The 14,967-nt window shown below is 62.0% G+C and carries 16 protein-coding genes and 1 pseudogene; 6 read left to right on the top strand and 11 right to left on the bottom strand.

Going from position 1 to position 14,967, the window contains the following annotated elements; genetic code table 11:
- Positions 1-4: 4 nt before the first annotated feature.
- The gene (locus tag SynRS9909_RS11875; protein WP_007101497.1) at positions 5-1,663 is read right to left on the bottom strand and encodes an alpha-D-glucose phosphate-specific phosphoglucomutase; all 1,659 of its coding nucleotides are present in this window, start codon (positions 1,661-1,663) and stop codon (positions 5-7) included.
- 112 nt (positions 1,664-1,775) lie between these two features.
- On the opposite strand from SynRS9909_RS11875, the gene SynRS9909_RS11870 reads away from it, so the two are divergent.
- Entirely contained in the window at positions 1,776-2,015 is a 240-nt protein-coding gene (locus tag SynRS9909_RS11870; protein WP_007101498.1) for a hypothetical protein, read from the top strand.
- On the opposite strand, the gene SynRS9909_RS11865 is transcribed toward SynRS9909_RS11870, so the two are convergent.
- Together SynRS9909_RS11865 and SynRS9909_RS11860 are read right to left on the bottom strand one after the other, a co-directional pair.
- Complete coding sequence (locus SynRS9909_RS11865) at positions 1,996-2,427, bottom strand: hypothetical protein (RefSeq protein ID WP_038001062.1); 432 nt, start codon at positions 2,425-2,427, stop codon at positions 1,996-1,998. The two genes, SynRS9909_RS11870 and SynRS9909_RS11865, sit on opposite strands and share 20 nt — an antisense overlap.
- The gene (locus SynRS9909_RS11860) at positions 2,424-3,305 is read right to left on the bottom strand and encodes a sulfotransferase (protein WP_186593728.1); all 882 of its coding nucleotides are present in this window, start codon (positions 3,303-3,305) and stop codon (positions 2,424-2,426) included. The genes SynRS9909_RS11865 and SynRS9909_RS11860 overlap by 4 nt, the downstream gene beginning before the upstream one ends.
- 34 nt (positions 3,306-3,339) lie before the next feature.
- Between SynRS9909_RS11860 and SynRS9909_RS11855 the strand changes: the two are divergent.
- Positions 3,340-4,928, top strand: a pseudogene (locus SynRS9909_RS11855) (IS3 family transposase).
- Positions 4,929-4,959: 31 nt separating this feature from the next.
- Here the strand turns inward: SynRS9909_RS11855 and SynRS9909_RS11850 are convergent.
- Together SynRS9909_RS11850 and SynRS9909_RS11845 are read right to left on the bottom strand one after the other, a co-directional pair.
- Positions 4,960-5,940 (bottom strand): tetratricopeptide repeat protein, encoded by a 981-nt coding sequence (locus tag SynRS9909_RS11850; RefSeq protein WP_186593727.1) that lies wholly within the window; start codon positions 5,938-5,940, stop codon positions 4,960-4,962.
- Between the two features lie 50 nt (positions 5,941-5,990).
- Entirely contained in the window at positions 5,991-9,380 is a 3,390-nt protein-coding gene (locus tag SynRS9909_RS11845; RefSeq protein ID WP_071933952.1) for a VCBS domain-containing protein, read from the bottom strand.
- A gap of 169 nt (positions 9,381-9,549) precedes the next feature.
- Here SynRS9909_RS11845 and SynRS9909_RS11840 point away from each other — a divergent pair, with 169 nt between their 5' ends.
- On the top strand, positions 9,550-10,674 hold the full coding sequence (locus tag SynRS9909_RS11840; RefSeq protein ID WP_186593726.1) for a sensor histidine kinase: 1,125 nt from the start codon (positions 9,550-9,552) through the stop codon (positions 10,672-10,674).
- A 34-nt stretch (positions 10,675-10,708) separates the two neighbouring features.
- Complete coding sequence (locus SynRS9909_RS11835) at positions 10,709-11,365, top strand: LytTR family DNA-binding domain-containing protein (protein WP_083774519.1); 657 nt, start codon at positions 10,709-10,711, stop codon at positions 11,363-11,365.
- 29 nt (positions 11,366-11,394) lie between these two features.
- On the opposite strand, the gene SynRS9909_RS11830 is transcribed toward SynRS9909_RS11835, so the two are convergent.
- Genes SynRS9909_RS11830 through SynRS9909_RS11815 form a run of 5 tightly spaced genes read right to left on the bottom strand, consistent with a single transcriptional unit; the run spans position 11,395 to position 12,805 of the window.
- The gene (locus tag SynRS9909_RS11830) at positions 11,395-11,784 is read right to left on the bottom strand and encodes a type II toxin-antitoxin system VapC family toxin (protein ID WP_007101504.1); all 390 of its coding nucleotides are present in this window, start codon (positions 11,782-11,784) and stop codon (positions 11,395-11,397) included.
- Positions 11,781-12,011 carry a type II toxin-antitoxin system Phd/YefM family antitoxin gene (locus SynRS9909_RS11825; protein ID WP_007101505.1) on the bottom strand — a complete coding sequence of 77 codons (231 nt, stop codon included), beginning with the start codon at positions 12,009-12,011 and terminating at the stop codon, positions 11,781-11,783. Before SynRS9909_RS11825 ends, SynRS9909_RS11830 begins: the two co-directional genes overlap by 4 nt.
- Before the next feature lie 35 nt (positions 12,012-12,046).
- Positions 12,047-12,169, bottom strand: coding sequence for a hypothetical protein (locus SynRS9909_RS14080; protein WP_255479152.1), 123 nt, complete (start codon positions 12,167-12,169; stop codon positions 12,047-12,049).
- The gene (locus SynRS9909_RS11820) at positions 12,166-12,567 is read right to left on the bottom strand and encodes a type II toxin-antitoxin system VapC family toxin (RefSeq protein ID WP_007101507.1); all 402 of its coding nucleotides are present in this window, start codon (positions 12,565-12,567) and stop codon (positions 12,166-12,168) included. Before SynRS9909_RS11820 ends, SynRS9909_RS14080 begins: the two co-directional genes overlap by 4 nt.
- Entirely contained in the window at positions 12,551-12,805 is a 255-nt protein-coding gene (locus tag SynRS9909_RS11815; RefSeq protein WP_007101508.1) for a type II toxin-antitoxin system Phd/YefM family antitoxin, read from the bottom strand. The genes SynRS9909_RS11820 and SynRS9909_RS11815 overlap by 17 nt, the downstream gene beginning before the upstream one ends.
- A gap of 122 nt (positions 12,806-12,927) precedes the next feature.
- On the opposite strand from SynRS9909_RS11815, the gene SynRS9909_RS11810 reads away from it, so the two are divergent.
- Positions 12,928-13,122: a type II toxin-antitoxin system VapB family antitoxin gene (locus tag SynRS9909_RS11810; protein ID WP_007101509.1), complete on the top strand. Its 195-nt coding sequence runs from the start codon at positions 12,928-12,930 to the stop codon at positions 13,120-13,122.
- Positions 13,123-13,127: 5 nt separating this feature from the next.
- Positions 13,128-13,478, top strand: a complete 351-nt coding sequence (locus SynRS9909_RS11805; protein ID WP_240307752.1) for a type II toxin-antitoxin system VapC family toxin — start codon at positions 13,128-13,130, stop codon at positions 13,476-13,478.
- A gap of 32 nt (positions 13,479-13,510) precedes the next feature.
- On the opposite strand, the gene SynRS9909_RS11800 is transcribed toward SynRS9909_RS11805, so the two are convergent.
- Positions 13,511-14,905 (bottom strand): phosphatidylserine/phosphatidylglycerophosphate/cardiolipin synthase family protein, encoded by a 1,395-nt coding sequence (locus SynRS9909_RS11800; RefSeq protein ID WP_050752621.1) that lies wholly within the window; start codon positions 14,903-14,905, stop codon positions 13,511-13,513.
- Positions 14,906-14,967 lie beyond the last annotated feature (62 nt).

Here is a 14,967-nt window from a genome sequence, read left to right as displayed (position 1 = left end):
GCGATCAGGTGATCACCGTGGGACGGTCCATGCCGGTGCGGACCTGGATTTCGGCGAGCTGATTGATCGCCTCGATCATGTCGGCCAGGGCCACCTGGGGATCTTGGTGCAGATCGCCGCTGCTGGGCACATAGCTCTCCAGATACACCCGGATCGTCGCCCCCTTGGTGCCGGTGCCGGAGAGACGCACCACCACGCGGCTGCCGTCATCGAGCAGGATGCGCAGACCCTGGCCCGTGGTCACGGAGCCGTCCACCGGGTCGGTGTAGCTGAAGTTGTCGGCCGCCTGGATGCGGCGACCGGCGAAGTCCTGGCCACGGAGAGCCGGCAGCATGGCCTCGAGCCGCTCATAGAGGCCATGGGCGGCGTCGCTAGGCACGGCTTCATAGTCGTGGCGGGAGTAGTAGTGCCGGCCGAAGCGGGCCCAGTGCGCCGCCATGATCTCGGCCACGCTGCAGCGGCGCTCCGCCAGGATCTGCAGCCAGAAGAGCACGGCCCAGAGGCCATCCTTCTCGCGCACATGGTTGCTACCGGTGCCGAAGCTCTCCTCGCCGCAGAGGGTGATCCGGCCTGCATCGAGCAGATTGCCGAAGAATTTCCAGCCGGTGGGCGTCTCGTAGCAATCGATGCCCAGGTCTTTCGCCACCACATCCACGGCGGCGCTGGTGGGCATGGAGCGGGCCACACCGGCCAGACCGGCGGCGTAAGCGGGTGCGACTGTGGCATTGGCGGTGAGCACAGCGAGGCTGTCGCTGGGATTCACGAAACAGTGCTGACCCAGGATCATGTTGCGATCGCCATCGCCATCGCAGGCGGCACCGAAGCGGTAAGCCTCCCCGTTGAGCAACAGATCGGCGAGCTCGTGGGCGTAGGTGAGGTTGGGATCGGGGTGACCACCACCGAAATCCTCCAGCGGAACGCCATTGCGCACGCTGCCGGCGGGAGCACCGAGCAGCTCCTCGAACAGGCGCGTGGCGTAGGGGCCGGTGACGGCGTGCATCGCGTCGAAGGCCAGGGGGAAATCGCTGCGGATCAGATCACGGATGCGATCGAAATCAAACAGCTGCTGCATCAGCGCCACGAAGTCCTCGACGCCGTCGATCACCTCCACTGTCATGGTGCCGATGGTGTGGCGGCCGGGAGCTTCGAGGGGAATTGGCGCAGCATCCACGATCGAATACTGCTCCAGGGTTGTGGTGCAGGCGAACACCGCATCGGTGAAGGCGGCCGGCGTGGGGCCACCGTTGGCACCGTTCACTTTCACGCCGAAATCCCCATTGGGGCCACCGGGGTTGTGGCTGGCGGAGAGGATGATGCCGCCGATCGCCTGCCGCTGGCGGATCAGGTTGGAGGCGGCCGGGGTGGAGAGGATGCCACCGGTGGTGAGGATCACCTGGCTGAGGCCGTGGGCCGCGCCCATGCGCAGAATCACGTCGATGGCGCGGCGGTTGCCGTAACGCCCATCGCCACCCACCACCAGCGTGCCCCCCTGCACGCCGGGGAGGGTGCGGAACACCGCTTCCACGAAGCTTTCCAGGTAGTGGGGTTGTTCAAACTGCTGGCTGCTCTTACGCAGCCCTGAGGTTCCCGGCTTCTGATCGGTGAAGGGCGCATCGAGCCGCACCTGGCGCTGGGTCGGTTCCGCCGGGGCTGAGGTCGTCATCAAACGCGCCGCATCGCTACCGGGAACCTAAACATGATCCGGCGCTGGGGTCGTGTTGGGCGCAACCAGTTGTCGTAGCTACCTTGCCGGTGGCAGGTCCGCTCCCCACGCCATGAAGATCGACCATCCCAACGCGGCTCCCTTGAGCGACGAGCAGCTGCTGGTGCTGCAGAGCGTCAAGCAGCGCCTCGATGCGATGGTGTCGAGCCATGGCCTCACGCCCGAGGATGTGCAGGAGCTGGTGCGCGAGATCAAGAACCACCCTTTGATCAGCACGCAGCTGATGGCGGAAATCCAGGCGGAAGTGACCCGGCTGATGCCTGGTCAGCGCTTCACGTTTGACTGGGATTAGGAGCGCCGGGTTTCGGTGCTGATGGTTTCGGCTTCACTGGGTCGGCACAGACCACGGTGAGCCGGCGGGCTGGCTTATCGATCGCGTCGCGGCGTTGAAAGCTGTTGCTCGCTGCCGGTTTGGCGACCTGGAGCAGTTCCCACACCGCGTCTTTGCAGGCAGCGGGAAGGCGGGGGTGATCCATGAGTGGATCGGCGAGAGCGCGGGTGCGTTCGCAGGGCTCAGCGCTGTTCTCTCTGGAGCAGTCGAAGGCCTTGAGCTGGATGGTGCGCAGTTCATCTTTGCTGGGAAAAGGCACATACTCCACTTGCACCAGCTCCATCCCCGCCAGCGCCTGGGGGGCGACCAGCAACAGGCCGATCAGCAGGGATGGGGCGCGCAGTTGCAACGGGTGTCCTTCGCTCCGGCTCATTCAAACCCATAACCCCAGTGATCGAGCCAGGCGGCGAGGAAGCGGTCACAGGGTTCCAAGTAGTGGCGGTAACGGCGCCATTTGTTGATGGAACTGCTGTAAAGCGGTTGCACCACCTGGGCGGCGGATGGGGTGTTGATCAGGTCCCGGTCTCTGGCGGTGCGTTGAAAGGCGATCAGCCGCTCGTCCCAGGGCAGGTTGAGGCGGTCGAGAACGGGTTGGATCGTCGCCGGTAGGTCGGCAATCAGATCCTCGTAGCGGATCACCTGCACCGCCGGATCGAGTTGGCGTTGCACGTGCAGCCAGGCCGTCATCACCCGGTCGTAGAAGCGGGCTGCCTCGGGCAGGGAGCGCAGGTGCAGCATGGCGTCGTTGGCGGCGAAGGTCTGCTGCACGCAGGAGAGCACCGTGTCGCGCGGGTTGCGGATCGCCAGCAGAAAGGTGGCGTCGGGGAACACGGCCTGGATCAGGGGCACGGCGCAGATGTGCAGCGGCAGTTTGTCGATCAGCACCGGTTGTGAGCTGTCCCAGAAGGGGGCCATGCCCTGCCAGTAGAGCTGCTGCAGGTCCTGCAGGTCGTGCTCGTCCAGGCGGGCGAATTGCTCGATCGACCACCCCCGCGTCTCCTGCAGGTGGATCTCCAGAGCGGCGATCCCCGGCTTTTCTTCCGCCACATCGATGGCGGGATGGGAGCGCAGGATGGTGTCGAGCAGGGTGGTGCCGGAGCGGGGGAAGCCCATCAGAAATACCGGTGGCCGGCGCTGGGACTCCCGGCCCGGATCGATGGCGGATGGGGCTTGGCCTCGGGAAAGGCGCCGCTGGGCGAGTTGCTCGGCGAGCTGGCGCCCCCTCTGCCAGGAAAGTTGACGCCTCTCCATTTCGATCACCAAGGGGGCTTGATGGAGCAGAGCAATGCGTCGCTACAGCGAGGCCGTCAAGGCTGATGTGAGAAGGCGGATGAGTCCGCCGATGCGGCAGAGCGTGGCCCAGATCTCAGCAGAGCTGGGCATTCACGTGGTCACCCTCTACAACTGGAGGAAGGCCTGGCGGTTGCAGGGAGAGGTGGTGCCGGCATCCGAGAAGGATCCTGAGGGCTGGGGCGCCACCGATAAGTTCACGGTGGTGCTCGAGACCGCTGGGCTCAACGCCACCGAGCTCAGTGCCTACTGCCGCGAGCGGGGCTTGTTCCCGGAGCAGGTAGAGCGCTGGCGTCAGGCATCGCAGGATGCCAACGAAAAACCAGTGCTCACCTTGAAAGAGCAGAAGGAGCTTGAACGGCTCCGCGCCCAGGATCAAAAGGAAATCAAGCGGCTCAAGCAGGAGCTGCGCCGCAAGGAGAAAGCCCTGGCGGAGGCGGCTGCACTGCTGATCGCCTCAAAAAAGATTCAGGCCTTCTGGGGAGAGGACGGGGACGATTGACGTCACCCGACGATCGCCGGAAGGCCCTGGATATTCTTGATGAGGGCATGGCCAATGGTGCCCGAGCCCGTGAGCTGGCCTTGCTGCTCGGCGTGGGGCTCACCACGCTGCAGCGCTGGCGCCGTCAGTTTGCTGGTGACGGTGATGGCGTCGACCGGCGCAAGGGGAGCCACCGCCACGTCGCTCACCGCCTCAGTGAGGAGGAACGCCAACGGATCCTGCTCACCTGCAACGAACCTGAATTTGCAGCGCTGCCGCCAGGCCAGATCGTGCCGGTCCTGGCCGATCGCGGGCTTTATATCGGTTCGGAACGCAGCTTTTACCGGGTGCTGCACGCTCACGGTCAGGTTCACCGGCGGGGTCGTGCACGGCCACCACAAGAACCAAGACCCGTGCCACGGCTGAGGGCCGCTGGTCCAAATGAGGTTTGGAGCTGGGACATCACCTACCTGCCCACCACCGTGCGCGGGATCTGGCTGTACCTCTACCTGGTGATTGACGTCTGGAGCCGCAAGGTTGTGGCCTGGGATGTCGCCGAGCGCGAGGATCCAGCCATTGCAGCGGATCTGGTGAGCAGAGCCTGCTTGAGAGAGAAGATCAGCAAGAGGCGCCGCCAACCGCTGATCCTCCACGCTGACAACGGCAATGCCATGCGTGCGTCGACGCTGGAAAGCCGGCTGGAAGAACTGGGTGTGCTCAGGTCGTTCTCACGGCCGCGCGTCAGCAATGACAACCCCTACTCCGAATCGCTGTTCCGCACAGCGAAGTACCGGCCTGATTACCCGAGACGGCCATTTGCCAGCAAGGACGAGGCCTGCCAGTGGGTCGCGTCGTTTGTCGACTGGTACAACCATCGGCACCGCCACAGCGGCATCAAGTTCGTGACGCCCCATCAACGCCATAGCGGTCAGGCCATCGAGATCTGTCGACATCGCGCTGTCGTGTACGAGCAAGCGCGCAAGCGACACCCACGCCGGTGGTCACGATCCACACGCTGCTGGCGTCAACCAGAGGTGGTCTGGATCAATCCACCACCAACAGAACTTGACCCCAGTCCAGCTACGTTGAGGATGGCTGCTTGAACAGCAGCAGGGGCGTCATCTTTGCTGGCAGTCACCGGCGGTAGGCGGCGATGCGTCTGGGCTGGGCGTCCGGATCGAGAGGGTCGTAGGCCGGATCCTGCTGGGCCGCCAGGAAGGCCTCCATGGCCGCGTCGATGTTGCCGCTGTGGTCGTCCAGCCAGGCGCGCGTGCTCCAGTGGCGGATCCGGGCGGTGGGCGGCAGGGCGGTGATCGCGTCGCTGTTGAGCTGGTCGCTGATGGCTCGGGCGTTGGAGAACTGCTGGCGCTGCAGGGCCAGGGCTGCCGCATACACCTGCGCGACTGGATCGCTGACGCCCTGACCTCTGCTGTCGAGCAGCTGCTCCAGGGCGTTGGCCTGGCGCGTCACGGTGAAGTGCTCCAGGCTTGCCGCCACCACGGCGGCCGAGGCATGGGGCTCTGTGGCGCAGCGGCGGAAGTTCTGATCGGCGGCCTGGATCTGCCGGGCTTCCCGCTGGGCGCTGGCGAGGATCAGCCGGATTTCGGCAGCGTGTGGCGCCTGGGCGAGCACCTGCTGCAGCGTGTCGATGGCGGCGTCGGGATGGCCGGCCTGCAGCTGAGACCAACCCAGCCCCTGCAGCACCCGGAGATTGCCGGGCCGGAGCCGGAGGCTGCGCGCGAAGCAGGCCATCGCCGCCTCATGATCGCCGCGGCTCTGCAGGCAGAGGCCGAGGTTGGTGAGGGCGATCGCGAAATCGGGCCGGAGCTTCAGGGCCTGCTGCAGGGAGTGGATCGCCGCTTCGGTCTGGCCCAGCTCCTGCTGGGCGGCGCCAAGGTTGCCCAGGGCGAGTGCGTTGCCGGGGTTCAGCTGCAGCGCTTGTTGGAGGCTGGCGATCGCGTCCTGGTGGCGCCCGCTGGCGTGTTGAATGGCGCCGAGCAGGGCCAGGGCCGCAGCGGTGTCGGCACCGCTGGCGAGCACCTCACGGCAGAGCGCCTCCGCCTGGGCCCATTCGCCACGCTGGGCGTGCTGACTGGCGCGCTGGAGAACGGTCAAGGCAACGGGAGGGGCGTTGATGCAGTATCCCGAAGCCGCGCGGATACCGCTCAGGCCACGGCGGCTTGATCGCTGCGAGTCAACCCGGAGATATTGAAGCCGATGATGTGATCATCGAAATCAAGATCACCACCACCGAGTTGGTCTTCCAGGCCAAAGAGGTTGGTGCCGAGGGAGCGGAAGTGAGAGAGGCCATCGGCATTGGCTTCAGCGAAGGCAAAGAAGGTGTGGCCGTTCACCTGGGCAAAGGGCGCGAACGTGCCGCTGTCTTGCAGGCTGAAGTCTGTCGATGTCGATTGACCATCGGCAACGGAAAGGTCGCTGAATGTCGCGACCTGATTGGCGTCGCGCAGGGCCGCGGCGGCGTAGCCGGCATCTCCCGGCGTTAGTAGGGAGCCATCAGCCGCTCTCACGCTGCCGCTGGTGTTGAGCACGCGGTAGAAGCCGGTGATGGCGTCATGCTCTGCCTCGCGGGCTTGAATGATGGCTCCGGTGATTGTGTCTGTTTCGCTGAATGCGGTGAAATCGAGCAGGGGAGCCACAGTTTGCTCCTGGGCGATCAGAGCGCTGAGGTTCTGATCGCTCTGAAGGGAAAGCTCGAAGGACACTCTTCCGCTGCCACCGCCGATCGATGCCGTGCCGGTATCGGCATGAACGGTGTTGTCGAGGAAGGAAAAGCGCGAATCACTGAGACTGCTGAGTTCAGCGAGGCTGCCGTCGGTGATCGCAAAGAAGCGCACACTCTGTCCGTTGCGGAGTAAGAGGTCCCGTTCAAAGCGCATGTCATGATCGGCGATCGCGTCGTCAGATTCGAGCGTTGTGAACAAGGTGGTGGCGCGTTCTTTGAAGCCGCTCAGATTGTTAACGATTGAGGCTTCTTCTCCGGCGTTGAGGATCACATAGCCGATTGTTGTGGCAGGGGAGCTGCGGGCGATCAGCGATGCTTTGAGCGCCAAGGCAACTGGGGCTGCATCGGTGGAATCGCTGACACGAAGGAAGCCATTGGCTTGCTGTGTGAAAGCTGGGTTGATCTCTACAACAGCTGGTGTGGATGGATCTACGATGACACCATTTTTGATGCCATCCTTATCGCCGAAGCCGCCATCAATCAGTTTCAACGAGAGTAAATCGGCAATGCCGTCATTGTTGGTGTCGTAGAAACGGGCGCCGGCACCTGTGAGAGGGTCGTAGGACAGGGGTGAGAGGTTACCCGTTGAATCGATGGAGTAATAAATGAGGTGTTTGTTGGGATTGCGTTTTCCATCGGTGTTGGTGAGTGTGAGATCGCCAAGGAGTTCAGCGAGAGGGATCGTGGCGTTCACATCATCCAAGCCTTCTTCCAGGGTGAGCTCGAAGTCAATCGCCACATTGCTTAAGCTGATGCCGGTTGCGAGTGCCGCTTGGATTGCAAGTTGATTCGTGACCGTATTGGTGGACACGAGGGTGGCTTGGAATGATGTTTGGGCGACCGTGGCTTGGGGATCTTGAATTTCCTGGGGCTGCGTGGAATCAGACGAACTGCCAGTGATAACGGCTGGATCATCAACGCCGGTGATGGTGATGGTGGCTGAATTGGCGGTGGAAGTGTTGCCGTCAGAAACGTCGTAGGAGTAGGTGATGACGACGGATTCACCGTTGTCGAGGTTATCGAAGGCGTTGGGATCAACGGTCAGGTTCTGACCGGAGAGTGAGAGAGCGCCAGAAGGAATGGAGATGCTGTTGTTGTTGCCATCAACAGCGGCGGCTGATGGGTTGGCAACGGCGAGAGAATCGGAGGAATCAGCGTCTGATGCGGTAGCGAGGAGATCGATGGAGTAGGAGGTATCGTCCTCGGTTTTGTTGGAGGTGATGGCTGTGACCACCGGAGCATCGTTGGCGCCGGTGACGTTGAAGGTGATGGTGTTGGGGGATGGATCAGTATCAACGCCTCCATTGGCGGTGCCGCCGTTGTCTTGCACCTGGAAGGTGAAGGAGGCGTAACCGGTGCCGTTGGCATCAGCTGCTGGTGAGAAGACCAGGCTTGTGATGTCAGCGGCAGTGATGGATTGGTTAGCGGTGACCGCGGTGCCATTGAGTTTGAGGGAGCCAGCTTCCGGGAGGCTGGCGATGATGACAGCGCTCAGGTTGTTGCCATCTGTATCGGTAAAACCGAAATCAGAGGCAGCAAAAGTGTGTGAGCCGTCCTCATTAATTGTGATGTTGTTATCGGTGCCAGCGGGAGCATTGTTGTGAGATACATAAAGTCTTGCTATCCCAGGACCATTGGCTTGGATACCACCTGCGCCGATGGCTTTGCCGTCCTCTGAAAGGCTGACTGCAGTACCTAATTGATCGCCATTATTTCCGTCAATGTCAGCAACTAAATTCCATGCCTCTTCGCCTCCATTCCATTCGTAGATGCGAACGTGCCCAGAATCTGAGCCGTTTCCATCGTTCTTTGGGGCTCCAATGGCGACTCGTGATCCATCTGCTGAAAGGCTGACAGAGGTTCCTGAGTAATCGCTGCTGGATTCGCCATTGATGTCATTTCCGAGTTGGTCCCATGCCGAGTTGCCATCCCATTCGTAGATACGAACGTGCCCAGAGTTTGAGCCATTCCCATCGTTCTTTGGGGCACCAATGGCGACTCGTGATCCATCTGCTGAAAGGCTGACAGAGGTTCCTGAGTAATCGATGCTGGATTCGCCATTGATGTCATTTCCGAGTTTGTCCCATGCCGAGTTGCCATCCCATTCGTAGATACGAACGTGCCCAGAATTTGAGCCATTCTCATCGTTAGATGGGGCACCAATGGCGACTCGTGATCCATCTGCTGAAAGGCTGACAGAGGTTCCTGAGAAATCGCTGTTGGATTCGCCATTGATGTCATTTCCGAGTTGGTCCCATGCCGAGTTGCCATCCCATTTGAAGATGCGGACTTGCCCTGAGCTCGTTTTCTGATTACTTAAATCCCCCTTGCTGAATGGAGAACCAATCGCAATATAAATGTTATCTCCATTGGCTGCGATGCTGACGGATGACCCAGATCGCTCTGCTCCCGTCTCACCCGGGATATCGCCTCGATGCGTCCACGCTTCATTGTTCCACTGGTAAGTGCGAATACGTCCTGAGCTTGTCCCTTCGCTGTCGTTGTATGGTGCTCCAACAACAAGCCAATTGCCGTCGGCTGAAAGGCTTACAGATGTTCCTAGTTCGTCTTGGCTTGTTGTTTCTTCGAGAGTGCCAATGTTTGCCCATTGACTATTCGCTTCATCCCACTCGTAAATTTCGACGCTTCCCTGCGCAAAGCCCCCTGCGCTGCTGCCATTCGTGTCTCTTTTAGGTGCGCCAATGGCAATGCGGCTACCATTCGCAGAAACGCTAACTGAGGAGCCAAATTCTTCGCTGTTGGCTGCTCCATCAAAGGTTGTTGATCCAAGTGGCTGCCAGGAGGTTGTCATGCCTGCGGTTCTCCTGCGAAGAGAAATGAGCGACCCGAGTTGCTTTGTAGAATTAAATTTACAATTTTTACCCGCTCTGCAGGGGGTGATTTTTCCCAGTCTTGCATCAGCTGTTCCGGATTGGTTCTGTTGCTTCTGTTTTTGATCAGCCTGCGCCCCCGCAGAAGCGTTGATCCGGCCGTATTGTCATTGGCCAAACTGGGTTGCTCCTTCCATGTCTGACCCCTCAGCGACTGCTTCGTTGGGCTGGTCTCATCGTTTGCGGCGATACTGGTTCGCTGGGTTCAATCTGGCCTACTGGTTTGCCACCTTGGTGGCATTCTCTGCCTTTTTGAAAACACTCCGCCCTGAGATTGTTCCCCCGGACTGGTTTGTTGCAGCCCGGTTGATCAGTGGTTTTCTGTTCTGTAGTTGGTTGCACCGCTTGGTTGGATTGCGGCCTGGCTTGCGGGGGTGGCGGCGCTTCTTTGTGGTGCTGGGCTTCTGTGCTGTCTTCGCGATCGTCTTTTCTTTGGCTCTTCAGTGGGTTTTGTGGGGTGTTGATTCGGTCGCACGACCATCTTTCTGGTATGGATTTTCGTTCTATTCTTTGTCGATGTCCATGCGTCTGCTGATGTGGGCGAGCCTGTATGCCTTCCTGATGGCGATCCGTGATTTACGGCGCAGTGAGCTCCTTCGGTATCAGCAGGAGCGCACTGCCTTGCAGCTGCAGTTTCGCTCACTCCATGAGGCGTTTCAGCCCCATTTTCTGATGAATGGGCTGAATGCCATCGTTGCCTGCCGGCATGATCCAGATCGGGTGCTCGATGCGGCAGCGGGGCTGGCGGATTACTTGCGTTATGCCACCGAGCCGGGTGATGCGCTGGAGCCCTTGCATCGCCAGTTGCACGCCATGGAAAGTTATCTCGCCGTGCAGGATCTGCGTTTTAGTGATGGTTTGGACTACCGGCAGGAAGTGGATGCTGAGCTGTTACCGCTTCGGCTGCCGCGCAATGTGCTCCAGCCCCTGGTGGAAAATGCCTTCAAATACGGCAGCCCTGCCGATGATCAAGCCTTGCAGGTGTCTGTGGTGTGTCGACGGCAGGGCGGTCAGATGCTGTTGCAGGTGAAGAACAGTGGTTCTTGGCAAGACTCCGACCGCGGTGGCTATGGATTGGAGTTCATCCGCCGGCAGCTGCAACTGCACTACGGCGATGCCGCCAAGCTCACCGTGACCAACGAGAGTGGCTCTGTCATGGTGACCCTTTCCCTTCCCATTCAAGCCGGTGCACCCCCTCCACGCACTCTTGATTGACGATGAGCCCAGTGCCCTGCAGCACCTTGAGGCGATGCTTGGCGCTTCGCCCTCAGTGCGTGTGCAGGCCAGAGCCCGTTCGCTGAATCAGGCGATTCAGGCCCTTCGCGCTCATACGCCTGATCTGGTGTTTCTCGATCTGCGCCTGGGTGCGGACCATGGCTCCGCGCTGCTTCCTCTGCTGCCGGCCAGTTGCGCGGTGGTGATCACCACCGCTTACAGCGATTTTGCCGTTTCAGCTTTTGATGCCGGCGTGCGTGATTATCTGCTCAAGCCGATCCGCCCAGAGCGGTTGGCGCGTTGCCTGGAGCGTTTGCAGAAGTCGCCAGCGCTGCCGCACAACACCTCTTCAGAAGGTGGATTCTGGCTGGAAGCTTCCCTCGCGCACGGCAAAGAATTTGTGGCGTTCGATCAGGTGCTCTGGGTGGTGGGCATGCGGGTGCAGACCCATCTGCAGCTCCAGGATCGCGATCCGATCGTGTTGCGGCGACCCATCCGCGAATGGGAAGCCCTGCTGCCAGCCGACAGCTTCCAACGCCTGGATCGCTCCACCATCATTCAAAGCCGCCGCTTGCAATCCTTTGAGCGGGTGTCGCGCTCCCTGCATCTGCTCCACTTTCACGGTTTTGAGCAGCCCCTGGCCATCGGTGCTACCGCCTACCGTCGCTTGCGGGAGTTATTGGCGGAGTGATGCGTTCCCGCAGCCTTCTGCAGAGCAGCTCATCGCAGGGTCACCAATCCCTCGAACAGGGCGAACGCCTGATCGGAGCTGGCCAGCACAAGTTCGTTTGCGATGGCCTGGGCGGCCAGCAGGCGATCGAAGGGATCGCGGTGCGGCACATCCCAAAGGCCGGCTTGCCGTGCCACGGCCGTGCTGATCGGCAGATCGACCGCTGCCAGGCGATGCAGGGCCATAGCGTAGTTCTCGACGACGGAGCGGGCGTGATGCAGTTTTCCCAGCCTCCATTTGGTCGCAATTTCCCAGGCGGATGCTGCGCTCACAACGAGGGTGTTGTCGCTCTCTTCCAGAGCGTTACGCAACGTCAAGGAGAGCTTCTGCGGTTCCAGCAGGGCCCACAGCAGCACATGGGTGTCGAGGAGCAGCTTCATACGCCCCAGCGCTCCAGTTCGTCCTCGGTCAGGGGGTCGAAGAAGGCATCATCCACGTGCCCTTCCAAAAAGCCGAGTTGCCGGCGCGGGCTGGGATCAAGGGGCACCAGCTGGGCGATGGGCTTGCCGTGGCGGGCCAGCACGATGCGCTCGCCGGCCTCGACCCTGGCCAACAGCGCCGAGAGCTGGGTTTTGGCCTCCTGAACGTTGACGCAGCGTTGATCCATATCCTGGTCTGGTCTACCTAGTCAGGCTAGGCCCCTCACCCCCGCTGTTCGCCACTGCCGCTTCGCGCTTGCTGGCGTTCCGGTGGCCGCCACCAGTCACGCTCCTGTTTCAGCTCCAGGTCGCTGTTGCGTGGTTCAGTCTTGAACGTCGTGCTCACCAAAGCGTGTCCAATGCCGGCAGTTCGCGCAGCTTGGCGTCAGCGGTGATCAGTCGCGAACCCAGCTGCAAGGCCGTTGCGCCGATCAGGCGATCGGCTGGATCTCCGTGCTGAAACAGGTCACTGCGTGACAGCAGGGCAATCTCAGGAGTGATGGGCAGCACCTCCAGCCGCAGGGCTGAGAGGAGTTGCCTCACGTAGAAGTCGGCCGAGACGTCCGCCGGCAGCACCAGACGCCCACGTTCATGCAGTAGGGCCAGCTCCCAGAGCGAAATGTCGGCGATCGCCAGCTGTTTTTTGTTGCGACCCAGTTCAAGAGCCTGCCGGGCTGGGGGCGAGAGCCGATGGGGCTCATGGGCCCAGAACAACAGGATGTGGGTGTCACAGATGGTCGGCATCTCCACTCCAAGCCGCATCAGCCAGGTCTGGTACCAGCGGAGACACCACATCCACCAACGTCACGCGGCCCTGCAGTTCCTCCAGCCACTGGCGGGCTGCCTGGGCGGGATCGTGTTCGGCCTCCAAGCGGGCAATGACCCTGCCGCGGGAGGTGATCTGAATGGCCTCTCCTGCCTGCACCCGCTTCAGGTAGGCGGGCAGGTTCTGGCGCAGGTGAGAGACGGAAACTTGCATCATGGTTTGTACATCATATTTGTACAGCGTAGGTGGATCGGTCACGGAGCCTCCCGTGAGGTTTCAGCAGAAGTCGCGCCTCATCAGATGATGCTTAAAATGATGCTTTGGCTGGAGTGAGGCCTGTGCGCACGACCGTCAACCTCGATGATCAGTTGCTCGCGCAGGCCCAGGAGCTCTGTGGTCATCTCGAGCGCACGCATCTGCTCAAGGAAGCCCTGCAGGCCCTGGTGGAGCGCGAGAGCGCCCGCCGCCTGGCGGCACTCGCGGGTAGCCAGCCGGATCTGCAGCCGGTGCCTCGTCGCAGGAGCGCCGCTTGATCCTTGTGGACACCTCCATCTGGGTGGATCACCTCCGCTCCGGCATGCCGCAGCTCATGGCAGCCCTCCAGGAGAATGCTGTGTTGATCCATCCCTGGGTGATCGGTGAACTCGCCTGCGGGAACCTTCGCGATCGCAGCCGCGTACTCACACTCCTCCAGGGCCTGCCGGCTGCCCGCGTGGCCAGCCCGGCGGAAGTGCTGATCCTGATCGAGCAACACGAGTTGATGGGACGTGGTATTGGCTTTGTGGATGCCCAGCTCCTCGCCTCAGCAAAACTCTCCCACTGCACCCTCTGGACGCAGGACCGTCGCCTTGCCGACCTGGCGCACGCCCTGGGAATCAGCCCAGCCTGAAGGCCCGATCATGACCAATGGCGGGCGGCCTCTCACTGCCGCTGTTCGCCGCTGCCGCAACGGGCTCGCTGGCGGTCCAGCTTGCGCTGCATCCGCGCCGTGATCCCCAGTTCGGCGCCCCGCCACATGCGATCGATCTCTCGGCTGAAATGCGCGGCCAGCATGGGTGAGTGGATCAGCAGCAGGGTCTCGTCGTTCTGGTGCGCTGCCGAGGGTGACCAGTTGAAGCTGCCCGTGATCACGGTTGTGTTGTCGATCACGGCGAACTTGTGGTGCAACTTGTCGCCGCGGGCCAGGCGAGGGGTGCCGACTCCCTGCAGTGGCGTTTCGAACGGTTGGTTGCCGGCCTCTAGCTTGCAGAAGCGATCGGGCAGGGCCACGCCGAGCAGGTCGAGCACTTCCGAAAAGGAGCGGCTGGCGAAGCCCGGATCCGCCAGCAGGCGCACCTCCACCCCCTGCTCCACCCGCTCCCGCAGCACATCCGCCAACTCCTGGGCTGAAAACACAAACAGGGCCATGGCGATGCTCCGTTGCGCTGCCGCCAGTTGCGCCCCGATCAGCCGCAGGCCGTGGTGGGGATCGGCTTTGGCGTGGGGGGCGAAGAGCACCTCAATCCGGGTGGCGCCCACTTGCACCGTCTCCACACCGCCGCTGTCTTTGCCGCGCCCGAAGCGGCTGTCCTGACCACCACCGGGCCCATCGCCCCACATCCGCGCGAATTCCGCTGCAAACACCGCTGCCAGTTGCGGGCTCTCAATTTGCAGCAGGTGGTTCACATTGCCGCGTGTGCTCGCAGCACCGGCATCGCCATGCAGGCCGGAACTGGTGAAGTTGGCGCTGCCGGTGAGCACCACCGCCCGGTCGATCACCACAACTTTGTGGTGCATCAGGCCGCTGCCCTTGCTGCCGTCTTCAGTGTCATCGATCAGGGGCACCCCGGCCCGCGTCAGGATCGCCACCGCATCGCCGTTGTGGCGTTCTTCGGCGCTGAGCACCCCATCACCGTTGCGATCGGCCAGGGCCTCCAGCTGTTCCAGCCGGTGACGGCCATGGGGCGGCAGGTCGGCCAGGTGCTGTTCGCTCCAGGGCGTGCTGTAGGTGTTTTCCAGCACCACCTGCACCCGCACGCCCCGCGCCTGGGCCGCCACCAGGGCCTGGGCGATCCTCGGCAGCGACAGCTCCTGCACCGCCACCAGGATCTCCGAGCGGGCCGTCTCCACCGCCTTGATCACCAGCTGCTCCAGGTTGTCGCCGTTGCGCCATTGGCCCGTGAGCGGGCTGCGGTAGCGGGCGCCATCGCGATGGTTAAAGGCCACGTTGATGCCCGGCGGCAGCGGTGGTTCCGGCGGTGTCTGGCCCAGCAGCTGCCCCGGCTGACTGCAGCTGGCCGTGAGCAGCGCCAAGCCCACCGCGCCGAGGCCTCCCATCAGGTTCCGGTTCAGCCATCCCATGCAAGCCAGCGCGCTCTACAGGAAGGATTCCCCTGCCC

Source organism: Synechococcus sp. RS9909 (assembly GCF_014279595.1).
Classification (GTDB): Bacteria; Cyanobacteriota; Cyanobacteriia; order PCC-6307; family Cyanobiaceae; genus Synechococcus_C.
Note: the sequence above shows the minus strand (reverse complement) of the source record. Positions and strands in the feature narration are given on the sequence as shown.